Raw genomic sequence first — 23,229 nt, 5'->3', positions numbered from 1 at the left:
ACCACCCGGAAGGACCGCCGAGAACCTTCCCGAACACCTCACAGTGGTAGTAAGAGCCCGGCATGCTCGCGCAGCAACGACGCGGAGGAAGGCAAAACCCGAGGTCATCAGAACCGCAAAGGGTTGCGGCCCGTCTCGCGTTTCAGTGCCCGAAGCGCATGTGCCGAAGGCGCGAGTCTCGGGCGCCGAAACGCGAGACCCGCCAGGGCCGCAACCCCGCCCGCGCGAACGCGCGGGCCATTCAACACAGCAACCCCGCGCCGCCGGAGGCGACGCCATTGGACACCGCGAGGGTTTCGCCCGCTACTCCGTGCAGCCACAGGGCGTTACACGCCGCCGCCATCTCCTCGAGTCCTTCCTCGATGGTGGCGAATACGCTGCCGGGAACCCAACCGAGGTCGCCGTTGATCAGCAGGTTGTTGCGGCCATAGAAGATCGCCAGGTCCGTGGCGCCCTGTTCGTGGTGGGCGGTGGATCCCGGTTCGTATCCGTAGGCAGGGTTGCCGATTTCCCAGGGCTCGAAATCGAACAGGCAGACATCCCCCGGGATCGGTGTGACGGTCGGGTTCTCCCGGCGCGGGGCGGCCCCGATGCGCGGGAGCAGTGTATACACCTCGTTGCGAGCGTATTTGGCGTGGAACGCGTCGCCTTCCAGGGGCAGCGCGTCCCATACCGCGTCGCAGGTGCGCGGCGCTTCGTCGTCGAGCAGTCGGGCCCGACAGCTCACCCCGGCCTTGGTGAGTGTGATCGTCATATAGCGAGCCATACTCCCTGCTTTCCGTTCGTATTCGACAGGTCGCGCGGCGACCGGCGAGGTCCTCGATGCCCGCTGTCGTCAGACATGGGCCAGGACATCTCTCCAGACGACCAGCGCGTCATCGATCTGTGCTTCGGACACGATCAGCGGCGGGATCATGCGGACCACGTTCATATACGCCCCGCAGGTCAACAGCAGGAGACCGTGTTCGGTCGCGCGCTGTTGGACGGCCGTGGCCGTCTCCTGGTCGGGTTCCCCGCCGGCCGTGCTGAATTCGGCGCCGACCAGCAGGCCGAGTCCACGGATATCGCCGATGGCCTTGTGGTCGATATTGCGCAGTCCGGCGAGTAGTTGGGCACCGCGTGCGGCGGCGTTCTCCACCAGCCGCTCCGATTCGATGACCTCGAGGGTAGCGATCGCCGCGGCGCAGGCCACGGGGTTTCCGCCGTAGGTGCCGCCCTGGGATCCGGGCCAGGCCTTGGCCATCAACTCGTGTGAGGCGGCGATACCGGACAGGGGGAATCCGCTGGCCAGTCCCTTGGCGATGGTGACGATATCGGGCCGGACGTCGAAATGCTGGTGGCCGAAGTACTTTCCCGTGCGGCCGAATCCGGTTTGGATCTCGTCGATCACCAGCAGGATGCCGTGACGGTCGGCGCGTTCCCGCAGACCTTGGAAGAACGTCCGGTTACCCGGTATGTAGCCGCCTTCACCGAGTACCGGTTCGACGATGAAGGCGGCCGTTTCCGCCGGGGAGGTGAGTGTGGCGAAGAGGTAGTCCAGTTCGCGCAGGGCGAAGGCGGTGGCCTCCTCTTCGGTCCAACCGTATCGATAGGCGGTGGGGAAGGGGGCCACATGTACACCGGCCATGAGCGGCGCGAAGCCGGCGGAGAACCGGGTGCCGGAGGTGGTCATGCTGGCGGCCGCGACGGTGCGACCGTGGAAGCCGCCGTGGAAGACGATGACATTGGGTCGTCCGGTGGCCTGGCGGGCGAGCCGCAGCGCCGCCTCCACCGCCTCGCTGCCCGAGTTGGCGAAGAACAGCGAGTTCAGGCCGGCGGGCAGCACCGTGCCCAAGCGCTCGGTGAGTTCGAGCAGCGGCCGATGTACGACCGTGGTGTACTGCCCGTGGATCAGGGCGGCGACCTGTGCTTGCGCGGCGGCTACCACGTGAGGATGGCAGTGGCCGGTGCCGGTCACCCCGATACCCGCGGTGAAGTCCAGGTATCGGCGGCCGTCGGTGCCGTACAGATAGCAGCCGGCGCCGTGGTCGACGGTTACCGGTGTGGCCTGTTTCAGAACCGGTGAAAGTTCGGTCATGGTGATCCGCCTCCCGACGCTCTGGTCGGTGATTGCCGTGGAATGCTGCCCGAATCTACCCCAGGCATTGTTTACTGTCGGATTGTTGACAATATGCATAGCACGGCGGACCTCTCGCGGGCAATGCCCGAGCACAGACCTGGGCGGAGCGGTAAGGTCCGCTTCGCTCCCGGCCATTCCCGCACGCCCCAGGATGGTCGGACTCGCGCGGGGATTGGACCGATCGAAGCGTTTCGCGGTGCGGGAAGAAACGACGAGGGCGAGAACAGGAGGCTGTGGGCTTCCACCTTTTCGGGCATCTCACCGCGGTGGTCGGGACCACCGCGTCTGGACCGCCCGCAGCGACGTCGTGCAACGCAGCGTGAAGGAAGGGAAGACCCCGGGTCACGAGGGCCCCGAAAGCGCCGCATCCGGCGGGCGCAATCGGACACAGCCCGCCCCGGGTTCGAACCGCCCGCAGCGACATCACGCAGCGGCAGCGCGCAGAAAGGCAAAACCCGGCTCACGAGACCACAAGGGTTGCGGCCCGTCTCGCGTTTCGGCGCCCGAAGCGCATGTGCCGAAGGCACGAGTCTCGGGCGCCGAAACGCGAGACCCGCCAGGGCCGCAACCCCGCCCGCGCGAACGCGCGGGCCATTCAACACAGCAACCCCGCGCCGCCGAAGGCGGCGCAATCAAACACGCAGCCAGATGGCTTCGGCGGCGATACTGCCCAGATCGGTAGGTGCCCTGTCGCGTCCGATACGCACGGCGATGGTGCCCGCGAAATCCCGGCGCTCCACCACCTCGATCGGGGTGTCCAACGCGATCCCCACAGAATCGAAGTAGCGCAGCATATCCGGATCGGCATCGGAGATCCGCGCGACCCGACCCGATTCCCCTGCGGCGAAATCGCTGAGCCGGCGGGCCGGTGGAGTGGGTACGGCGCCGTCGACGGAAGGGATGGGATCGCCGTGCGGGTCGCGATCGGGGAAACCGAGCTTGGCGTCGATCCGCGCCATCAACAGCTCGGAGACGGCGTGTTCGAGGATCTCCGCCTCGTCGTGGACCTCGTCCCAGCCGTAGCCGAGCTCGTTGACCAGAAATGTCTCCAACAGCCGATGCCGGCGCACCATGGCAACGGCGGCTCGCCGGCCGGCCTCGGTGAGCGTGATCGCCCCGTACCGGGCATGCTCCACCAGGCCCTGATCGGCCAGTTTGCGCACCGCCTCGGACACCGTGGACGCCGAGACGCCCATCCGCTCGGCCAACAGCTTGGTCGACACCTTCTCCTGCGACCACTCCTGGGCCGTCCAGATGATCTTCAGATAGTCCTGGACCACCGATGACAGCGGCGCGACCGCATTGGTGCCCGCCACGGGTTCTCCGGCATCGGCAAGTTCTCGTCGGGTGGCGATGTCTCGTTTACCGGGCACACTACGAGCTTAGGCAACCCGTACCCGTTTCACACATCCCACCGCCATGGCCCACCCTCCGGTTACCGGGGCGAAACCCAGTGCTCACCTCCGTCGTGCCGCTCGAGACCCGAATATTGTTCGAGCCCCGGTTTGCGTAGGCTTCGGTCCGTGCAGAGATGGCGAAGTCTCGACGATATGCCCGCGGACTGGGGTCGGTGTGTGCTCACGATCGGGGTGTTCGACGGTGTCCATCGGGGACATGCCCAACTGATCAGCCGGGCGGTGAAGTCCGCCGTCGCCCGTGGTGTTCCGGCGGTGCTGATGACCTTCGATCCGCATCCGATGGAGATGATCCGTCCCGGTTCGCATCCCGCGCAGCTGACCACCCTTACTCGGCGCGCGGAACTGGCCGAGGAACTCGGGATCGACGTGTTCTGCGTTATGCCGTTCACCCAGGAGTTCATGAAACTCACCCCCGCGAGCTATGTCCACGACCTGCTGGTGGAACGGCTGCACGTGGTCGAAGTGGTGGTGGGCGACAACTTCACCTTCGGCAAGAAGGCCGCCGGGACGGTGCAGACCATGCGGGAACTCGGCGCTCGCTTCGGTTTCGAGGTCGACTCGGTCACCCTGCTCGGCGAGCACGCGGTCACCTTCTCCTCCACCTATATCCGCGCCTGCGTGGACGCCGGTGACATGTCCGCGGCCGCCGAGGCACTCGGCCGTCCGCACCGGGTCGAAGGGGTGGTGGTGCGTGGCGACGGCCGCGGTCGAACCCTCGGCTACCCGACCGCCAATGTCGCCCCGCCGATGCATGCCGCCATTCCCGCCGACGGCGTGTACGCGGGCTGGTTCACCGTGCTCGACCCAGGCCCCATCATCGGTACCGTCACCCCGGGCGAGCCCGCCATGGCCGCGATCTCGGTGGGCACCAACCCGACCTTTTCCGGCCGGGCCCGGACGGTGGAGGCTTATGTCCTCGACGGGGAGGCCGACCTGTACGGCCAGCACGTCGCCGTGGATTTCGTCGAACGTCTGCGCGGGATGGACAAGTTCGATTCGTTGGATCAGCTCATCCAGGCCATGGACCGGGACGTGGTCGCGACCCGCCGGATCCTCGGCTCGTCCTGAGCTCCGCGGGGGTGTCGTTCGGTCCCCCGGCGCCGATCCGGTAAGGTGATCCGCCGGGTTTGCTGCGGTCCGCGGCGGCGGCCCACGGATCGACGTCGCGGGGTGCTATCGCCCGTCCACGCCGATCCGCACCAGGAGCGCGGAACTGGAAACAGGAGTGAATGCCCCATGGCGTTGACCACCGAGCAGAAGAAGACGATCCTCGCCGAATACGGTCTGCACGAGACGGACACCGGGTCCCCGGAGGCGCAGATCGCGCTGCTGTCCAAGCGGATCGCCGATATCACCGAACACCTCAAGAAGCACAAGCACGACCACCACACCCGCCACGGTCTGATGGCGCTGATCGGTCGTCGCAAGCGGCTCTCGAAGTACCTGCAGGAAAAGGACATCGAGCGCTACCGCTCCCTGATCGAACGCCTCGGGCTGCGTCGATAGGCCGCACCTCCGGCGCGGCGTGTTCGCGGCCCCCTTGTGTCTCGTGTTTCCGCCCCCGAGACTTGTGCCTTCGGCACGGCGCTTCGGGGGCGGAAACACGAGACGGGCCGCGAACGGGGTCGCGACGGCGCGACCCCCGACGGGGTGGGGGAGTGATCTTGCTTTTTGGGAGGCGGGGGAACAAGGGCCCGTGTGTCCGGGTCGGTGATTTCCGGCCGGGGTTGTAGGGGTCCCGGGGTGGGTAGAGCTTGGAGTGAGGCCGGTTCGGGGTGCCAGGTTTGTCGGGGAGGGGGCGGCGCCTACAATCGAGGCCGTCGACATTTTCGTGTGCGGGGGATGAGAACTCCGTATTCGTGAGATGTGACAACACAGCCGTAGGCACCCGCGCTCGTGGCGTCGGTCTTCGGTAGTGGCTTTTCGGCGAGACGGGACGTGCCGGAGAGCTTCGATCGATGACCGCCTCCGCGTCGCCGTATCCAAGGGGATGCGGCCGGGTGTGCGTATTGCGGCCGGACGGATATTCCGACGGCGGTGCTCGCGATCGTCGAGATCGCGCGATTTCCCCGGGTCCGTTGCCATGGCCGCGACACGTCCGTACCGGGTACGGCCGATGCAGCCGGACTGCGCCTGTCGGCGTGGGGTCCGGCGAGACGAGAGGTTGAGAGAAAGAAATGTCAGAGATCACTGAACGCCCGAAAACATCGGCCGTGGAGGTCGAGCCCGGTGTGTTCGAATCCGTCGCGCTGATCGACAACGGCAGCTTCGGGACACGTACCGTTCGCTTCGAGACCGGTCGACTGGCCCGCCAGGCCGCCGGGTCGGTCGTGGCCTACCTGGACGACGAAACCATGCTGCTGTCGGCGACCACCGCCGGTAAGCACCCCAAGGACCAGTTCGACTTCTTCCCGCTGACGGTCGACGTGGAGGAGCGGATGTACGCCGCGGGCCGGATTCCCGGCTCGTTCTTCCGCCGGGAGGGCCGTCCCTCCACCGACGCCATCCTCACCTGCCGGCTGATCGACCGCCCGCTGCGTCCGTCGTTCGTCGACGGCCTGCGCAACGAGGTCCAGGTCGTGGTGACCGTGCTGAGCCTGGATCCGAAAGACCTGTACGACGTTGTCGCGATCAACGCCGCCTCGGCGTCCACCCAGATCGCGGGCCTGCCGTTCTCCGGTCCGGTCGGCGGCGCGCGCGTCGCGCTGATCCACGACCCGGACACCGCGAGCGGCAACCAGTGGGTCGCCTTCCCGACCAGCGATCAGCTCGAGCGGGCCGTCTTCGACATGGTGGTGGCCGGCCGAGTGGTCGACAGCGGTGATGTCGCCATCATGATGGTCGAGGCCGAGGCCACCGAGCATGTCATCGAACTGGTCTCCGGTGGGGCCCAGGCGCCGACCGAGGCCGTGGTCGCCGAGGGGCTGGAGGCCGCCAAGCCGTTCATCGCCCGGCTGTGCAAGGCCCAGCAGGACCTGGCCGAACTGGCCGCCAAACCGACCGAGGAGTTCCCGCTCTTCCCGCCCTACGGCGACGACGTCTACCAGGCGGTGGAGGCCGCGGCCAAGGCCGAGTTGGGCGAGGCGCTGGGTATCGCCGGCAAACAGGAACGCGAGGAGAAGATCGACGAGGTCAAGCTCGCGGTGCTGGAGAAGCTCGCCGCGGACTTCGAGGGCCGGGAAAAGGAGCTCGGAGCGGCGTTCCGGTCGGTGACCAAGAAACTGGTGCGGCAGCGCATCCTCACCGACGGGTTCCGCATCGACGGTCGCGGTCTGGCCGATATCCGCGCGCTGTCGGCCGAGGTGGCCGTGGTGCCGCGGGCGCACGGTTCGGCGCTGTTCGAGCGCGGTGAAACCCAGATCCTGGGTGTCACCACTCTCGATATGGTCAAGATGGCCCAGCAGGTCGACTCGCTGAGCCCGGAGACCACCAAGCGCTATATGCATCACTACAACTTCCCGCCGTTCTCCACCGGCGAGACCGGCCGCGTCGGTTCGCCGAAGCGGCGGGAGATCGGGCACGGTGCGCTGGCCGAGCGGGCACTGATCCCGGTGCTGCCCAGCCAGGAGGAATTCCCGTACGCCATCCGGCAGGTTTCGGAGGCGCTCGGCTCCAACGGCTCCACCTCGATGGGGTCGGTCTGCGCCTCCACCCTGGCGCTGCTGAACGCCGGTGTGCCGCTGAAGGCGCCGGTCGCCGGTATCGCCATGGGCCTGGTGTCGGATACCGTCACCAATTCCGAGGGCGTGGAGGAGGTCCGCTACGTGGCGCTGACCGATATCCTCGGCGCCGAGGACGCCTTCGGTGATATGGACTTCAAGGTCGCCGGTACCCGCGAGTTCGTCACCGCTCTGCAGTTGGACACCAAACTCGACGGTATCCCCTCGAAGGTGCTGGCCGGCGCGCTGAGCCAGGCGCACGACGCCCGCACCACCATCCTGGATGTGATGGCCGAGGCCATCGCTTCCCCGGACGAGATGAGCCCGTACGCCCCGCGGGTCACCGCCATCAAGATTCCGGTCGACAAGATCGGTGAGGTGATCGGCCCCAAGGGCAAGGTGATCAACCAGATCACCGAGGAGACCGGCGCCAATATCTCCATCGAGGACGACGGCACCGTCTACATCGGCGCCACCGACGGCCCGTCCGCGCAGGCCGCGATCGACCAGGTCAACGCCATCGCCAACCCGCAGCTGCCCAAGGTGGGTGAACGTTTCCTGGGCACGGTCGTCAAGACCACCGCCTTCGGTGCGTTCGTCTCGCTGCTGCCGGGTCGCGACGGCCTGGTGCATATCTCCAAGCTGGGCAACGGCAAACGCGTCGCCAAGGTCGAGGACGTGGTGAACGTCGGCGACAAGCTGCGCGTGGAGATCGCCGATATCGACAACCGCGGCAAGATCTCGCTGGTGCCGATCGACGAAAACGCCGACGAGCCGGCCGCCGATGCGGACGCGGCCGGGACCGAGTAGTACTTGTTCGTGTGACCGAGCAGAACACGGCGGCCCCCCTGCGCCCCAGTGGTCAGGGGGGTTCGTCTTCCAAGTGGCGGATCAGCGAAACCGCCGGTATCGACACCGGAGTGCGGCGCACCGTCCTGCCCGGCGGTTTGCGGGTGGTGACCGAACATCTGCCGGGTGTGCGGTCGGCGTCCATCGGCGTCTGGGTCGGTGTCGGTTCCCGGGATGAGGGCCCGACCGTCGCGGGGGCGGCGCATTTCCTGGAACATCTGCTGTTCAAGGCCACTCCCACCCGTTCGGCATTGGATATCGCCGAGACGGTGGACGCGGTCGGTGGTGAGCTGAACGCCTTCACCGCCAAGGAGCAGACCTGCTACTACGCGCATGTCCTGGATGAGGATCTGCCGCTGGCGGTGGACCTGGTCAGCGATGTGGTGCTCAACGGCCTGTGCCGGCCCGCCGATGTGGACGTGGAACGGCAGGTGGTGTTGGAAGAGATCGCCATGCGCGACGACGATCCGGAAGACCTGGTCGGCGACTCGTTCCTGACCGCGTTGTTCGGTGACCATCCGATCGGTCGCCCGATCATCGGCTCTGTCGAATCTATCGAGGGAATGCGTGCCGGCCAGCTGCGCTCGTTCCACCAGCGCCGGTACACCCCCGAGCGGATGGTGGTCGCGGTGGCCGGAAATGTGGAGCACGACCACACCGTGGAACTGGTGCACCGCTCCTTCGCCGATCGGCTCGACCCGGTCGCCGAACCCGCGCCGCGCCGTGAGGGGCGATTCCGGCCGCGCACCCCGCCGCAGTTGACGTGGAGCCACCGCGACAGCGAACAGGCGCATCTGGTGTTCGGGGTGCGGGCGTTCGGCCGGCACGAGGGCGATCGCCGCTGGCCCCTGTCCGTGCTCAACACCGTGGTCGGCGGCGGGCTCAGCTCACGGCTGTTCCAGCGGGTGCGGGAAGAGCGCGGTCTCGCCTATTCGGTGTACTCCAGTGTGGACACCTTCGCCGACACCGGGGCGTTCTCGGTGTACATCGGCTGCCAGCCCGAGAATCTGGGCGAGGTGGCGGCGCTGGCCCGCGGGGTGTTGGAGGAAGTGGCCGCAGACGGTATCACCGACGCCGAATGCGCCCGTGCCAAGGGCTCGCTGCGCGGTGGCCTGGTGCTCGGGCTGGAGGATTCGGCGTCCCGGATGAACCGCATCGGCCGTAGCGAACTCAGCTACGGCAACCATCGCAGCGTCTCGGAGACCCTGGCCCGTATCGACGCGGTGAGCACCGACGAGGTCACCGCGACCGCCCGCACCCTGCTGACCCGGCCGTTCGCCGCCTCGGTGGCCGGCCCCTATCGCCGCACCCGCGACCTGCCCGCGGCGGTGCGGCGGTTGGTGAGCTGACCGGCTCGGTCCGGTGACGGCGCCCCATGGCGGAGTGCGGACGGGTTTCCGTGTGGGGACCGTATCCGGCGGTTATGGTGCGGAGCAGTCGGCGATGAGATCGCGGATGGCGTGAAATGCGGGTTTGGCGGTGTAGTCGTCGCGCAGGAGGCCGAAGCGGGCGGTCCATCCGGCGTCGCTGCGTCCGTCTCGCAGGCCGAAGAATTCATACGCCGATACCCCGACGCCGGTGTCGAGGGCCGCACGCGCCACGGTTTCCAGGACGATGCGCTGGGTCGCCTCGTTCCGTTCGGGGCCGGTCGGCCACCCGGTCTCGGTGATGTGAACGGGTGTGCTCTCGGGAACACCGACTTCCGTTGTGACCGCGCGGAAGCGCTCGAGCAGGAAAGCGACGGATCCGGCCAGTCGCTCGTGCGGGATGCGATGGAACACGTCGGGAAAGGCATCCAAGCCGATGTAGTCGAGGGTGGTGAGGAGTTCTGCACCCACAGCGTCGGCCATCCGCTCCCAGAAGGCCGGGTCGGCCATGCCTGCCGCGTTCACTCCGATTTCGATCTCGGTGCCGAGTCGCTCACGTTCGTCGATCGCGGCGGCAACGCCGGCCGCAACGGCGTCGAAACAACCCGGGCTGTCCCCGTCCTGTGGTGCCGGCATATCGAGTTCCTCGCCTACCTGGATTTTGCCGCCTCCCCATTCGGCGACGTCTCGTACGGCCTGCCGGACGAAATCGGCGAAACCGCTCGGGTCGGGCTTCGTGCTCTGATAGCAGACCACCAGGTCGATCAGACGTCCTTCTCCCGCATACAGCCCGGGATGGGTGGGGGTGGGTGAATTCCCCGGCCCCCGATGCACGCCCGGCCCGAAGTGCCGGTAACAGCGCACGTAGAACCGGGGCGCGTTGCCTTGGAGCTCACGGAGGGCGGCCACTGTGGCGGTGGGGTCTTCCGGTGGGCATTCGAGGGGTTGCAGGTCGACGAGGTCGGCGGCGACGACGCCAGGCCAAATCCCGAAAATCATGGCACCTTCCTGTGTAGCCGTATACGGCCAACCATACCCAATTGGCCGTATACGGCTACTGGGATAGGGTTGGGTGTGCCCAAGAACGCGCTCGACAACCCCTTGGTGCTGCCCATCCTCGGTCTCCTGGTCGAGCGGCCACGCCACGCGTATGCCGTGTTCAGTGAGCTCCGACGCCGTTATGACTACCTTCGGGTGCGCAATGCGACCGTCTATACGCTTCTCGACCGCTTAATGGGCGAACGATGGGTCGGCGCGGAGAATGACGACGATCGCGCCGCGCTCGCGGTAACCGACACGGGTGTGGCCGCGCTGGCCGAGCGGGTTCGTCGACAGCTCCGGAGCGCCGACCCGACGGGTGGTCCCGCATTCGTCACCGCGTTCGCGTACCTCGGCATCCTGCAGCCCACGGAAGCCGCCGCGGTCCTCGCGCAACGGGTTGCCCGTATCCGGGAAGAGATTCACCGACTCGAACACGTCATCGACGGGGTGGCCGAACCCGAGATTCATATGATCGAGGCCCATTACCTGCTGTCTCGTCTCCGCCACGATGTCGACTGGCTCGCGGGCGCGGTTCGCAGGATCGAGACGGGCGAACTCGGCTGGACTCGCTGATCGGGCGGTTCGGTTGCTTCGCCGTGGGCGGGGCGGTGAGGAACGCGGGTGATCGTCATTGCCGGCGCCGCGGGGCCGTGGTGTCATCGGCGTCATTGCCCGCGACGGTCGGTGGTATCACTCGCCGGGGGTGGGGAGATCGGCGGACGGGTCCGGTCGCCCTTTGTAGGCGCGGTTGGCCGCGGTGACCACGGAGCCCAGAAGTCCGGGCAGGGCCTGCTCGATATCGTCGGTACGCAGCCGCTGGCACGTCTGGCCATCGATAACGAGTCGCTCGATCACACCCGCCTCGCGCAGGATCTTGAAATGGTGGGTGGCCGTCGATTTGTTGATTGCGTCGTAGAGGGCCCCGCAGCGCACCGCGTCGCCCGCATTGCTCAGTCGGCGCACGATTTCCAGGCGCACCGGATCTTGGAGTGCGGCGAGCACGACCGGGAGCGCGGCCACCGGATGCTCGGTGTCCGAAGGCGTTGTAACTTGCGCCATGATCTGCCTCACTTGAGGTTTGATGGTCATCAAACCTGCGTTATGGTCGGTGCAGTTCGATCACTATCAAACCTACCTGATCGGGGTTTCGATGACGGCGACGGTGTACACCGCCGAACACAAGACTCAACCCTGGGCGTACGCGCTGGTGCTCGGGGCGACCGGCGTCGCGCTCGGGGTCTCCGGGGTCCCCGCTCCGCTGTACGGCCTCTACGAACAGGAATGGCATCTGTCGCCGTTGACCACCACGATCGTATTCGCGGTCTACGCCGTGGCCGCGCTGGGCGCGGTGCTGGTATCCGGCCGAATCTCCGATGTCGTCGGACGCAAACCGGTGCTGTTGGCCGCCTTCGGACTGATGATCGTCGGACTGGCGGTGTTCGTGCTGGCCGATACCGTGCCCATGCTGCTGGTCGCGCGAGCACTGCACGGTATGGCGGTGGGAGCCACCGTCGTCGCGGGCGCGGCGGCGCTGCTCGATCTGCGACCGCATGGCGGAGCGCGGTCGGGCCAGCTCAGTGGCGTCGCCTTCAATGTCGGAATGGCGGTGGCGATCGTGGGCTCGGCGCTGTTGGCGCAGTATGCGCCGCATCCGCTGCGCACGCCGTACGTGGTGATCAGCATCGTCTGCGTCCTGGTCACGGCCGGGGTGCTGGCGCTGCGCGAACCCCATGCGGCCCGGGTCGCCGGACGAATCCGGATCGCCAAACCGGCGGTTCCACATGAGATCCGGGCCGACTTCTGGTTCTCCGCCATCGGTGTGATGGCCGCCTGGTCGGTGCTCGGAGTACTCCTGTCGCTCTATCCCTCACTGGCCGCGCGGCAGACCGGTATCCACAACCTGGTCTTCGGCGGGGTGGTCGTCGCGACGACGGCATCGTCGGCGGCCTTGGCGCAGCTGTTCGCGACACGGATTCCGGCCCGGCGGGCCGCGGTGGTCGGCGATATCGGGATGGCGCTGGCCCTGGGCCTGACCGTGCCCGCGCTGGCCACGCACAACTGGCCCGCGGTGCTGCTCGTCGGTGTGCTGCTCGGGGCCACCTTCGGTCTCGGTTTCGGCGGTTCGCTGCGTCACCTGTCGGATGTCGTACCGCACGGGCGGCGCGGTGAGACCATGTCGGCGTACTACCTGCTCGCCTACACCTCGATGGCACTGCCCACCGTCCTGGCGGGCTGGGCCGCGACAACCTGGGGCCTCGGCACGGTCTTCCCCTGGTTCGTCGGCATCGTCGCCCTCGCCTGCCTCGCCGCCGCCGCCCTCGGTCTGCGCCGTCCGGCGGCACGGGGTGCCGAGCAGCGCACGGCGGCATGAACCCGACCGCCATGCGCCCTCGGTGAAACGGACCACTCCGGCCAACGCGCAAGTCTCGCGCCCGGAAGGCCTCACCACGCCTGCCCGGCCCCGACCACTACACAGCCGCGGCCGGAGGATCGGCGAAGCCGAAACGACGTTCTTCGTCGGTCTCTGCCCCATACGCACGGGTACATAGCCGAAAGCTCGACGGGGAGAGGTATTCCGCTCCCCGGCACGGGCCGGTGTGCCATTGGGACGCCGGCCCGTGCCGGCCGGCGCTTGACAGCCTGTCGGGCGGGCTCACATCTCAACGTCTCCGGCCACCACAAGGCGGCTGTTTCGAGTCCAGCTCACCACCGCTTCGCCGACCACGATCCTTGGACCTCGTCCTCATTTGTTTCCTCCTGTGATCAGTGTGGCCACATTGCTTCGCCTGAGATCGAATTCTCTACCGGTGATATCAGTGATGAGCCCACCGGAGCCGACCAGCGCCATGACGCCCATACCGCCTGCTCCTTCAACCGGCGTGCCCAGGTGCGCAGTGAGCAGCTCGGGACCGGCTCGTACACGTTCTTCGGGCACGAGTACCACACCGTCGACGTATTCTCGGATAACCGGCAGCAGATGTGGATCGACCTGGTCGACCCGCGCTCCGCCCGCGCTGGTTGTCGCCTTCACGAACACGGGCTCGTTACGTAACCACGACCGGGCAATTGTCGGAGCCTCTTCCGCACACGCCACGAGCACAGTCAGGTCTTTCTCCCGGATTGCTGCAGTCTCTTTCGCGAGGTGTGCAGCCGACGCTACTGTCCCTCCTGCGCCGTGGAGCAGAAGGGTGTCCGTATCCGGAGCCATTTCCAAGAGATCGTGAACCGCCGTGCCGAGCGCGGCCACCGAATCATAGTCCGATACATCCGCGATTAGTCCGCCCTCTTCCCGGGCCAGCCGAGTTCCGTACCCGAGCGCTTCGTTGTAGGTCTCTCCATATTCGACAATCCGAGCCCCTGTTGACTCGATTTTGGCGCGTTTTATCGCCTCCGCACTCTTTGGGATCACCACTACCAAAGGGACATCCAAACGCTTGCATTCGCGAGCGTAGGAGAGAGCGTGATTTCCGGACGATACGATGAAAGCTTTTTGACCGTCCAACAGTGACGCTTTTATTTCAGGAACTACGAGGAGCGCTGCGCGGTCTTTGATGGAATTAGAGCCCGGATGCAAGGATTCCAACCCGATATCCAATCGGCGAACTCCGGCCAGTTCATCCAGTTCGGATGAATGGAATACCGCAGGAATGAGTCTGCCGGGCTCGGTAGCGGCTGCTGCCCTTACTGCGCCCCACCGCTCCTCGGATGTCGGAGCGCGCAGCTTTTCCTCCGGAATCAAGGGCTTCCGAGGTCCGCGAGATTCGATGGGTTCCAAGAGGTTCCTGTGGCCTGCCCCGACGGCGGTGGTCCGATGGACCCCGTCGGAAACAGCGCGGATCTTCGCGTCGTAACCGTGTCTCACCCCCTCGACCATTCGCCGGAGACCCTTGCCCAGTTGTTCGGCAGCCTCGCAAAGCATCCTGATCGGATCGCTCATCCGAGCCCTGTCCCTGCCGGCGGTGCAGACCCGAGGTGAAGCGGCACGGTGTCGTGCTCGTGGCCGCTCCCTGGTGTTCGCGCTCCGGTTCCCCGAACCGGAACGGTCCCCAATGCATCCACCATCCTCGGCGATATGAGCCACCCGAAGTTCCGCAGTCTACGCAGTGCATAGGGGACCGTGCCGAAAACGCCTGTGTGGGCAATGGCCGCATATCGGCTCGGGGGCACCGAGATCCGGCGTGACCGGAACCGGCACCTACTCGGGGCGGTCGCGCGACTCGCAAAGCACCTGCTACAGCGCCTATGCCCACAGTGGCGCTTCCATACCCGGATCTCGGCGACCCGCGGCCGGATCAGCGCCGTGCCGGTGACCCGCGTCGGGAATCCGTTGCTCGATTGGCGGATCGTGTAGCGGTATGCCGGCGTGCTGGTTCGTCTTGGGCTGGTCACGCTGATGATTTCCGCCTTGGGCTGGTCACGCTGGTGATCATGGACGAGCGTGGACGTCCGAAGCGCTCGGCTGTGGTCACCGACGAAGGATACGAGGTTTTGGCAGGGTGGCGGCGGGAAACAGCGCAGGAATTGTCGAACGATCCGGCCGACGGCTTCGGCGAACGCCTGTAGCGTCTTCGGGATCACGACCCGGGCTCCAACCCGTTGCCATTGCCGGAACAACCCGTAGGTCGCCGGCCACGACCCCTACTGCGGCGGAATATCGCGCCAGGGGCGACCGACCCGGGTCCTCCATCCGATCGGGAGGCAACCGGGCCGTTCACGTTCGATGTCCGCTGGAAATACAGCGAAACGGACTACTCCGGCCAACCGCCGTAGGGGACGGTGATCAACTCCATGTAGTGGCCGCTGGGGTCGGGAAAGTAGACCCCTCGGCCACCGTCGTTGTGGTTGATCTCCCCCGGCCTTTGCCGGTGGGGATCGGCCCAATGGGCCAGTCCATCACGCCGGATCTTGGCGTAGGCCGCGTCGAATACGGCGTCCGAGACCAGGAAGGCGTAATGCTGGGGTTGGATTTCGGTGACATTCGGCGGCACCCTGGCGAAATCGAAGGTGACGCCGTTATCGGTGGCGACCGGGATGAAAGGACCCCATTCCGTTCCGACTCGTAGTCCGAGAATCTCCGCCCAGAATTCCGCGGACACCCGGTTTTCCCGACAGCCGACAATGGTGTGGTTGAACTGAACCGACAAAGGGATTTCTCCTCATATCGTGACGGTCCCGACCCCGGGCTCGGTACAAGGCGGCCAACGGGAGCACCGTTACGGATACCGAGGGTAACGGCCTCTGTACCGGCTGCCAACCCCCGTTTTCGCGACCCGGCGTTGGTGTCGACCATGTCCGGGAGGGGCCGCGAGCCCGGACCTCTGTCACCCGCCGCGGTCGCGGCCTACCGTGTGGGCATGAGAATTCGTGGTGCAGTCCTGGAACGGATCGCGGCGCCCGCGCCGTTCGCGGATTCGGAACCCATCACGGTCGGCGAGCTCGAACTCGCCGAACCCGGCCCGGGAGAACTGCTGATCCGGATCGAGGCGGCGGGAGTGTGCCATTCCGACCTGTCGGTGGTCGACGGTAACCGCGTCCGGCCGCTGCCCATGCTACTCGGCCACGAGGCCGCCGGACGGGTGGAACAGGTCGGCCCAGACACCGATCTGGCGGTCGGACAGCGGGTGGTGATGACCTTTCTGCCGCGCTGCGGGAACTGCGCGGGCTGCGCCTCGGACGGGCGGATGCCGTGTATCCCGGGCAGCGCCGCCAACAATGTCGGTGAGCTGATGGGCGGCGGTCGGCGGCTGCGGCGCGACGGTGTCGAGCTCCACCACCACCTGGGGGTATCGGCCTTCGCTACCCATGCGGTGGTGGACCGGCGCTCGGTGGTGCCGGTGGACGACGACGTGCCCCCGGAGGTCGCGGCCGTTCTCGGCTGCGCCGTCCTCACCGGCGGGGGAGCGCTGCTGAATTCGGCGAAACCCGCGAAAATGGACCGCGTCATGGTGGTCGGTCTGGGCGGGGTCGGGATGGCGGCGGTGCTGGTCGCGGTCGCACTCGGAGTGAAAGAGGTGATCGCCGTGGACATGGTGGCCGATAAGCTCGCCCTCGCCCGGGAACTCGGCGCCGACACCGCCTATACCCCGGCCGAACTCACCGAACAGGAAGTGCAGGCGGAGATCGTGGTCGAGGCGGCGGGGGCGGTGCGCGCCTTCGAGACCGCGGTCACCGCGACCGCACCCGGCGGTACCACCGTCACCGTGGGGCTACCGGCCCCCGACGCGCGGGCGAGTATCTCCCCCCTCGGGCTGGTCGCCCAGGGGCGCTCCATCATCGGCAGCTATCTGGGCTCGGCGGTCCCGTCGCGGGACATCCCCGAATACGTGCGGATGTGGCGCGCCGGCACGCTCCCGGTCGAGCGGCTGATCTCGGCGCATATCGGATTGGACGATATCAACGGGGCCATGGACGAACTCGCCGCCGGCCACGCACTCCGCCAGGTGATGTGCTTCTAGGTGCCGCCTGCCGGCGGTGCGAGATCATGCCGTTCGACCGGGAGTCGGTGCTCCGAGGCGAGATGGCCGAGCAGTAGGCTCGGGACGGTTGTCCGACGACGAGTAGGGAGTGGTGGACCAGGTGACGGCACCGATTCGGGTGGGTGTGCTGGGCGCGCGGGGGAAGGTCGGGACGGCGATCTGCGCGGCCGTCGACGCGGCAGACGATCTGGAGTTGGTCGCCGCCGTCGACAAGGGGGATCCGCTGAGCGGGTTCACCGAGACCGATACGCGGGTCGTGGTCGACTTCACCCACCCCGATGTGGTGATGGGCAATCTGAAGTTCCTGGTGGAACACGGTATTCACGCCGTGGTCGGCACCACCGGCTTCGACGCCGCCCGCCTCGACGAGGTACGCGGATGGCTGGCGGACAAACCCCAGGTCGGGGTGCTCATCGCGCCGAACTTCGCCATCGGCGCGGTGCTGTCCATGCGGTTCGCCCAACAGGCGGCGCGGTTCTTCGATTCGGTCGAGGTGATCGAACTGCACCACCCGAACAAGGCCGACGCCCCGTCGGGTACCGCCTACCGCACCGCCGGACTCGTCGCACAGGCCCGGGCACAGGCCGGGGTCGGGCGCAGCCCCGACGCCACCACCAGCGAATTGGACGGTGCCCGCGGCGCCGAGGTGGACGGGGTGCGAGTGCATTCCGTGCGGCTGGCCGGTCTGGTCGCGCACCAGGAGATCCTGTTCGGCACCCAAGGGGAAACCCTCACCATTCGGCACGACTCCATCGACCGCTCCTCCTTCGCGCCCGGTGTGCTGCTGGGGGTGCGGCAGATCGCGCGGCGGCCCGGGCTGACCGTCGGACTCGACCCGCTACTGGACCTGTGAGCACCCCCGCGCCCGACGGTTCCGCCTCCGGACCCGACCCGGGGGTCCTCCGGACTGTCGCCGTGATCGCGGTGCTGGTGCTGGTGCTGGTCTTCTACTTCCTGCTGCTCGGGCGCATCGCGATCGGTCTGCTCGTCTCCGGTGACGTGGCCGCGGTCGCCATCGGCGTCGGAGTGCTGATCCTGCCGCTGCTCGGCGTGTGGATGGTGACGGCCACCGTCCGCGCCGCCCTGGCACACCAACATCTGGCACGGCGTATCCACGCCGAAGGCCTGGAGTTGGATGTCTCGCCGCTGCCGCGCCGTCCGTCCGGGCGAATCGACCGCGCCGCCGCCGACGAGCTGTTTCTCACCGTGAAACAGGAATGGGAGGCCGACCCCGACAACTGGCGGGTCTCCTACCGGTTGGCCCGCGCCTACGACTACGCGGGCGACCGCGCCCGCGCCCGCGCGACCATGCGCCGAGCGGTGGAACTGGAAAAACGCGAGCGAGAGGGCGACCGTTCCTGACGGCTTCCCGGTCCGGCCCGACCGCCGTATCCGTTCCGTGGTCGGGATTGCCCACCGTGGCCTGCCGGGCAGGCCCTACAGTGATCCGGTATGACCGACTCGTTTACCGAAGCGCAGTTGATGCAATTCGTCCGGGCGACCCGTGGGATCACCGCCCTGGCACGGGAATACGATTCACGGATCGAGGCTGCCGCGGACGATCCGGACCGGTTGCGTCGCATCGGTGACGAATTCGCCGCCACTTCCGAGGGGATCATCCTGGCAGCCGGTCTCGACCAGCGAACCTACGACGAGATCGACGCCGAAACCCAACGCGACGGCGCGCTCTGGCAGCGCCTGCACGACCAGGTCACGGCGCCGGAGGATCCCGCCGTACCGGCCGACGGCTGACCCGCGGCACGGATACGTCGCCGCTGCGGTCCGCGACCGCCGCCCCGGCGGCCCCGCGGGTTACGCTCGTCGACGTGCCGCGACTGCTGATCGTCCATCACACGCCCTCTCCGCATATGCAGGAAATGTTCGAGGCGGTTCTCGCGGGCGCCACCGATCCCGAGATCGAGGGCATCGAAGTAGTGCGCCGGGCCGCGCTGGCGACGACGCCGAGCGATGCTCTCGACGCGGATGGGTTTCTGCTCGGGACGCCGGCGAATCTGGGGTACATGAGTGGGGCCCTGAAGGCGGCGTTCGACCTCCTGTATTACCCGTGCTTGGACTCGACACGTGGTCGACCGTATGGCCTCTACATTCACGGGAACGAGGGCACCGAGGGTGCGCAGCGCAGTGTCGAATCGGTGGTCACCGGGCTCGGCTGGGTCAAGGCGGCAGAACCGGTTGTGGTGATGGGCAAGCCGACGAAGGCCGACCTCGAGAGATGTTGGGAATTGGGGGCGACGGTGGCGGCCACGTTGATGCAGTGACCGGAACCGGCCGCCACCGTCGCGCCGCAACCGGTGGGCCGAGGAGTGTGCCCCGAATTTTGGTGGGTGGCCGCGGTATCGGTCGACAGGCATACTGCTTTGACGCCCTCCCTGGCCGGAAGACCAAGGATTCCTGCCGTGCCACTCACGCGGTACCTCGGTGGGTTCCTGCTCCGTGGTCTTGCCCGGCTTCCACGGGCGTTCGACGTCTCCGCCTACCCGGCGGCGACGCGTGCGGCGTCTCGAAGGTAGCCGGCTGCGCTAACCTCCGCCTGCGCGGAGGCTTGCGCGCTACGTTCGTTTGTCAACGCCGATGCGGGCGTGCGTAGAAGGGTGTCGAGGTGACAGATTGCGGCGAGAGCGTGGACAGGCCCCGGCGGATCGGGCTGATCGAGGACCACGAATCGGTCGCGATCGGATTGGCCGCCATGTTGGGGCCGCATTCGGATCTGGAGCTGGTGGCGACCGCGGGCACCGTCGCCGAACTGCTCGCCGATCCGGCCTGCCGCGGCGTCGACGGCGAACCGGATCTCGACCTGGCCGTACTCGACCTGCGGCTGTCCGACGGGTCCTCGCCCGAGGACAATGTGCGCACGCTGCGCGACAACGGCATCGAGGTGCTGGTCTTCACCGGAGCGGAGAACGCCTTCCTGGTGCGGTCGGCCGCACGGGCGGGGGTGCTCGGGGTGGTCCGCAAATCCGAGGACGTGCCCACGGTCGTGGCCGCGATGCGTCGGGCCGCCTCCGGCGAACAGGTGGTCACCACTGATTGGGCGGCCGCCATCGACGGTGATCCGCAACTGTCCAGCGTCGGCCTGAGCCCTCGGCAGGAAGAGGTGCTCACCCTGTACGCCTCCGGGGAGAAGGCGTCCCGGGTAGCGCGGCTGACCGGTCTGTCCGAACAGACCGTCAACGACTATCTGGGGCGGATCAGGCAGAAATACGCCGATGCCGGGCGTCCCGCGCCCACCAAGACCGATCTGTACAAACGGGCCGTGGAGGACGGTTGGCTACCGGTCCCCGAACACCGTCCGGAATGAGCGCGCCCACTGCCTCCGTCGTAGCGGTGGAGCCGGCGCCGACCCGGCCGGGTTCGCGGCGCCGGCGGTTCGGGCCGTTCGCATTGTCCGAGTCGTCCGACTACGGAAGCGCCGTCGATCGTATTCAGCGCCGCTTCGGTCTGGCCATCGGTGTGGGCGGATCGATCGCCGCCGTACTGGAGCTGCCCGAGATCCTGGCCCAGAGCAGTCGGGCGACCGTCGGCTGGTCCCTCGCCATCATGGTCCTGGCGTTCGGCCTGTTCCCGATACTCGCCGGGGTATCGGTGGTGGCGGGTCCCCGCGTGATCCGTGCGGTTTCGGGTACCGCGGCGGTCGGCTATCTGGCGTCCATGGCCCTGATCCTGATCGCCTATGCGCAGCCGTTGGCGGACCCTTCGGCGGTATGGGTGTACCGGCTGCTCGCCATCGGTGTCCTGGCGGCCGGTCTGTCCTGGCGGACCGCTCCCGCCATGGCCTATCTCGCCGCCGGCGCGATACTGGCCGCCATCGCGAATGTTCTCGTCGTGAACCGGTTGACGGTACCGGTCGTCACCGAGGGGTTCGCCCGGGCCGCCGGGCTGTGCGTGCTGTTTCTGTGGTGTCTGGTCTACGCCAAGGCGGCCGCGGTGCGGGTGGATCGGGAATCGGAGGTTGCGAGCAACCGGGCGGCCGCGGTGGCGGGTGCGGCGGCACGCGATCGCGAGCGGGCCCGGTTCGCGGCCCTGATCCACGACGGCGTGCTGTCGACACTGTTGGACGCCTCCCGGTCGGGCACCGAGTCACCGATTCTGCAGCGTCAGGCCGAACGCACCCTCGACCAGCTCGACGCCTGTCGGGACACCGAGGCCGGGCCCGACCGGTTGGATACCGAGGCGGTCGTGGGATTTCTGCGCTCGGCGGTGCACGAGGTGAACGGCGAGATAGGGTTCACCGCGTACCGGGCCGCCGGGAACGACGAGCTGCGGATGCCGGTGCGGGTGGCGAGCACTCTGGCGGCGGCGCTGGCCGAGGCCGCCCGTAACAGCGTGCGGCACGCCGACATTCCGGGTCGGACCGTATGTCGGACAGTGACCGTCACTGTCGGCGCGGGCGGTATCCGGGTGGTGTTCCGCGACGAGGGAGCGGGTTTCGACCAGAGCCGGGTACCGGCCGACCGGCTCGGTATCTCGGTGAGCATCCTCGGCCGGATGCGGCAGCTGTCCGGCGGTGCCGGCTTTGTGGAATCCACGCCGGGACAGGGCACCACGGTCACTCTGGTCTGGGGCAGCGATGGCTGAACGGGGCGAGGTCGCCGAGCGGCGGCGTGACGACGATATCGAGCTGCGAGACCTGTTCGGCCTGCGGGGACGGGCCGGATGGTTGTTCCTGGCGGTGCTGGAGCTGACCATCCTGCTGTATATGATCCGCAATTTCTCGGTGGGCGAGAATACTCCCTCGGCGGCGGCGGCGGTCGGGCTGGCGTTGCTGATGGTGGCCGGGGTGGTCGTCCTGCTGATACCGGGTGATCCGCTGCCGTGGCCCGCGACCTGCTATGTCGCCGGTGTCGGTCCGGTGGCGATAGCGTTGACCACCCCGGAGAAGGTGATCGGCGAGTCCGGGCAGACCTGGACGGTGTTCGCGGCCTCGTATGTGCTTGCCGTGCTGGTGCTGCGCAACCGGATGGGCGCCGCCTGGCTCGGGGTGGGCGGCGCCGCCACGGCGCTCGGGTTGCTCGCGACGTTCTCCACGGTGCCGGTCCGGTCGCTGGTCGCGTCCATCGTCCCGGTGGCCACGGTGGCCGGTGTCTCGGTGTGCGTGGTGATTCTGCGGCCCACCCAGCGGTCGCTGCGGCTGCTGCAGGAGGAAGCCGCACTGCGGGCCGCCGCCGAGGCCACCCTCGTGGCCGAGAGCGGGGAGCGCCTGCGCCAACTGGCCCGGCTGGACAAGGCCGCCCGGCCGATGCTCGAACGGATAGCCCGCGGTGCGGAGCTGGCCGCCGCCGAACGGGAGCAGTGTCGGCTGCTGGAGGCCGAACTGCGGGACGGGCTACGCGCGCCGCAACTGGTCACCGACCGGCTCAACGCCGCGGCCCGGTGCGCGCGGGCCCGTGGGGTGGAGGTGGTGCTGCTCGACGACGGCGGTTTCGCGGCGGTCTCGGACCAGGTGCGGCGGCGGGTGGTCGAGGCGGCCATCCGGGAACTGGACGCGGCCGAGGCGGGCTCGGTGACCGTACGGGTGTTGCCGGTGGGCCGGCGCATTGTGGCAACGGTACTGGCCGATACCGTCGATGCGGACCGCCGCACCGAGATCGACGCCACCGGGGCGGTGGTCGTCACCACGTGAGCGGCGGCCTCGGGCCGGGTTACGCCTGTTCGCCGTCGCGGAAGTCGTCCCGTGTGGGGGCCTGGTGGCTCTTGGACGCGCCGTAGCCGCGCATCTGTTCGCGCAATGCGCCCGAAACCGCCCCGGACAGCCAGGCGTTCAGCGACTGGCCGCTCTGCGCCGCGGCTTCTTCGGCGCGGGATTTCAGCTGTTCGACCAGTCGCAGCGTCACCCGGCTGATATCGCCGGTCATCTCCTCGAAGCTGGGCGGCTCGTCCGCACCGTGCGGATTCTTGTGCACATCGACGGTCGCCTCGGAGCCGGTGACCGAGACCCGCACCGTCCGGTCGCCGAGTTGTTCGGAAACCGTATCGGCCAGATCCGAGAGTGCCGACAGCAGGACCAGTCTGGCGGAGCTCTCCACCGCCGTGGCCAGTGCGGCCGCTGTCGCCTGGGTCTTCTCATCGCCCAGTGCGGCCGCCGCGATCAGGTCTTCGCGGAGGCGGGCGGTGTATCGAGTCAAATCCATGACATCAGTGTGACGTCATATATGGCGGCATGCAAGGATTGATTTGATGTCAGAAAGATGCCGTGGCTCCGGCCCGTCGGGGCCGCCATGGTGTCCCCGGGCGGTCCGAGACGAGAATTACCGGCTCCGGCGCGCCGGAACCCGGACGAGG

At 67.6% G+C, this 23,229-nt stretch carries 23 protein-coding genes; 15 read left to right on the top strand and 8 right to left on the bottom strand.

Annotated elements, in window-relative coordinates; all coding sequences use genetic code 11:
- Positions 1–241 precede the first annotated feature (241 nt).
- The 3 genes from ON20_RS16885 to ON20_RS16875 all read right to left on the bottom strand — a co-directional run bounded on the left by ON20_RS16885 (position 242) and on the right by ON20_RS16875 (position 3,435).
- Positions 242–766, bottom strand: coding sequence for a DUF3830 family protein (locus tag ON20_RS16885; RefSeq protein ID WP_051162633.1), 525 nt, complete (start codon positions 764–766; stop codon positions 242–244).
- Positions 767–835: 69 nt separating this feature from the next.
- Positions 836–2,077, bottom strand: coding sequence for an aspartate aminotransferase family protein (locus tag ON20_RS16880; protein ID WP_040836599.1), 1,242 nt, complete (start codon positions 2,075–2,077; stop codon positions 836–838).
- 674 nt (positions 2,078–2,751) lie between these two features.
- A complete protein-coding gene (locus ON20_RS16875) occupies positions 2,752–3,435 on the bottom strand; it encodes a metal-dependent transcriptional regulator (protein WP_040836598.1) in 684 nt (227 codons plus the stop codon).
- A 207-nt stretch (positions 3,436–3,642) separates the two neighbouring features.
- Here ON20_RS16875 and ON20_RS16870 point away from each other — a divergent pair, with 207 nt between their 5' ends.
- The 4 genes from ON20_RS16870 (at position 3,643) to ON20_RS16855 (ending at position 9,394) form a co-directional block, all read left to right on the top strand.
- Positions 3,643–4,605 (top strand): bifunctional riboflavin kinase/FAD synthetase, encoded by a 963-nt coding sequence (locus ON20_RS16870; RefSeq protein WP_051162631.1) that lies wholly within the window; start codon positions 3,643–3,645, stop codon positions 4,603–4,605.
- Positions 4,606–4,773: 168 nt separating this feature from the next.
- On the top strand, positions 4,774–5,043 hold the full coding sequence (gene rpsO / locus ON20_RS16865; RefSeq protein ID WP_040836596.1) for a 30S ribosomal protein S15: 270 nt from the start codon (positions 4,774–4,776) through the stop codon (positions 5,041–5,043).
- A gap of 671 nt (positions 5,044–5,714) precedes the next feature.
- On the top strand, positions 5,715–8,006 hold the full coding sequence (locus tag ON20_RS16860) for a polyribonucleotide nucleotidyltransferase (protein WP_040836595.1): 2,292 nt from the start codon (positions 5,715–5,717) through the stop codon (positions 8,004–8,006).
- An 80-nt stretch (positions 8,007–8,086) separates the two neighbouring features.
- Positions 8,087–9,394 carry a M16 family metallopeptidase gene (locus tag ON20_RS16855; protein WP_040836685.1) on the top strand — a complete coding sequence of 436 codons (1,308 nt, stop codon included), beginning with the start codon at positions 8,087–8,089 and terminating at the stop codon, positions 9,392–9,394.
- A gap of 72 nt (positions 9,395–9,466) precedes the next feature.
- Here ON20_RS16855 and ON20_RS16850 read toward each other — a convergent pair whose 3' ends face one another.
- On the bottom strand, positions 9,467–10,411 hold the full coding sequence (locus ON20_RS16850) for a glycoside hydrolase family 113 protein (RefSeq protein ID WP_040836594.1): 945 nt from the start codon (positions 10,409–10,411) through the stop codon (positions 9,467–9,469).
- 75 nt (positions 10,412–10,486) lie between these two features.
- Here ON20_RS16850 and ON20_RS16845 point away from each other — a divergent pair, with 75 nt between their 5' ends.
- On the top strand, positions 10,487–11,026 hold the full coding sequence (locus ON20_RS16845) for a PadR family transcriptional regulator (protein WP_040836684.1): 540 nt from the start codon (positions 10,487–10,489) through the stop codon (positions 11,024–11,026).
- 117 nt (positions 11,027–11,143) lie between these two features.
- On the opposite strand, the gene ON20_RS16840 is transcribed toward ON20_RS16845, so the two are convergent.
- Entirely contained in the window at positions 11,144–11,512 is a 369-nt protein-coding gene (locus ON20_RS16840) for an ArsR/SmtB family transcription factor (protein WP_051162662.1), read from the bottom strand.
- 91 nt (positions 11,513–11,603) lie between these two features.
- Here ON20_RS16840 and ON20_RS16835 point away from each other — a divergent pair, with 91 nt between their 5' ends.
- A complete protein-coding gene (locus tag ON20_RS16835; protein ID WP_040836682.1) occupies positions 11,604–12,824 on the top strand; it encodes an MFS transporter in 1,221 nt (406 codons plus the stop codon).
- 372 nt (positions 12,825–13,196) lie between these two features.
- Here the strand turns inward: ON20_RS16835 and ON20_RS34510 are convergent, their stop codons facing one another.
- Positions 13,197–14,390 (bottom strand): pyridoxal-phosphate dependent enzyme, encoded by a 1,194-nt coding sequence (locus tag ON20_RS34510; protein WP_083864978.1) that lies wholly within the window; start codon positions 14,388–14,390, stop codon positions 13,197–13,199.
- A gap of 491 nt (positions 14,391–14,881) precedes the next feature.
- Between ON20_RS34510 and ON20_RS39925 the strand changes: the two genes are divergently transcribed.
- Complete coding sequence (locus ON20_RS39925; RefSeq protein ID WP_281032882.1) at positions 14,882–15,016, top strand: hypothetical protein; 135 nt, start codon at positions 14,882–14,884, stop codon at positions 15,014–15,016.
- A 185-nt stretch (positions 15,017–15,201) separates the two neighbouring features.
- On the opposite strand, the gene ON20_RS16820 is transcribed toward ON20_RS39925, so the two are convergent.
- Positions 15,202–15,597 (bottom strand): VOC family protein, encoded by a 396-nt coding sequence (locus ON20_RS16820; protein ID WP_040836591.1) that lies wholly within the window; start codon positions 15,595–15,597, stop codon positions 15,202–15,204.
- A 210-nt stretch (positions 15,598–15,807) separates the two neighbouring features.
- Here ON20_RS16820 and ON20_RS16815 point away from each other — a divergent pair, with 210 nt between their 5' ends.
- The 8 genes from ON20_RS16815 to ON20_RS16780 all read left to right on the top strand — a co-directional run bounded on the left by ON20_RS16815 (position 15,808) and on the right by ON20_RS16780 (position 22,570).
- Complete coding sequence (locus ON20_RS16815; RefSeq protein ID WP_040836681.1) at positions 15,808–16,908, top strand: alcohol dehydrogenase catalytic domain-containing protein; 1,101 nt, start codon at positions 15,808–15,810, stop codon at positions 16,906–16,908.
- Between the two features lie 121 nt (positions 16,909–17,029).
- A complete protein-coding gene (gene dapB, locus ON20_RS16810; RefSeq protein ID WP_174361901.1) occupies positions 17,030–17,782 on the top strand; it encodes a 4-hydroxy-tetrahydrodipicolinate reductase in 753 nt (250 codons plus the stop codon).
- Positions 17,779–18,291, top strand: coding sequence for a hypothetical protein (locus ON20_RS16805; protein WP_051162624.1), 513 nt, complete (start codon positions 17,779–17,781; stop codon positions 18,289–18,291). The genes dapB and ON20_RS16805 overlap by 4 nt, the downstream gene beginning before the upstream one ends.
- A 90-nt stretch (positions 18,292–18,381) precedes the next feature.
- Positions 18,382–18,681: a DUF4168 domain-containing protein gene (locus ON20_RS16800; RefSeq protein ID WP_040836589.1), complete on the top strand. Its 300-nt coding sequence runs from the start codon at positions 18,382–18,384 to the stop codon at positions 18,679–18,681.
- Between the two features lie 74 nt (positions 18,682–18,755).
- On the top strand, positions 18,756–19,208 hold the full coding sequence (locus ON20_RS16795) for a flavodoxin family protein (RefSeq protein WP_040836588.1): 453 nt from the start codon (positions 18,756–18,758) through the stop codon (positions 19,206–19,208).
- A gap of 341 nt (positions 19,209–19,549) precedes the next feature.
- Positions 19,550–20,248, top strand: a complete 699-nt coding sequence (locus tag ON20_RS16790; protein WP_174361898.1) for a response regulator transcription factor — start codon at positions 19,550–19,552, stop codon at positions 20,246–20,248.
- The gene (locus ON20_RS16785) at positions 20,245–21,525 is read left to right on the top strand and encodes an ATP-binding protein (protein ID WP_051162622.1); all 1,281 of its coding nucleotides are present in this window, start codon (positions 20,245–20,247) and stop codon (positions 21,523–21,525) included. The genes ON20_RS16790 and ON20_RS16785 overlap by 4 nt, the downstream gene beginning before the upstream one ends.
- Complete coding sequence (locus tag ON20_RS16780) at positions 21,518–22,570, top strand: DUF8320 family protein (protein WP_051162620.1); 1,053 nt, start codon at positions 21,518–21,520, stop codon at positions 22,568–22,570. The genes ON20_RS16785 and ON20_RS16780 overlap by 8 nt, the downstream gene beginning before the upstream one ends.
- Positions 22,571–22,589: 19 nt before the next feature.
- Here the strand turns inward: ON20_RS16780 and ON20_RS16775 are convergent, their stop codons facing one another.
- Complete coding sequence (locus tag ON20_RS16775; RefSeq protein ID WP_040836586.1) at positions 22,590–23,078, bottom strand: toxin-antitoxin system HicB family antitoxin; 489 nt, start codon at positions 23,076–23,078, stop codon at positions 22,590–22,592.
- Between the last annotated feature and the right edge of the window lie 151 nt (positions 23,079–23,229).

The organism is Nocardia brevicatena NBRC 12119 (genome assembly GCF_000308495.1).
Classification (GTDB): Bacteria; Actinomycetota; Actinomycetes; order Mycobacteriales; family Mycobacteriaceae; genus Nocardia; species Nocardia brevicatena.
The sequence above is the reverse complement of the archived record's forward strand: the minus strand, read 5'-3'. Positions and strand labels throughout refer to the sequence as shown.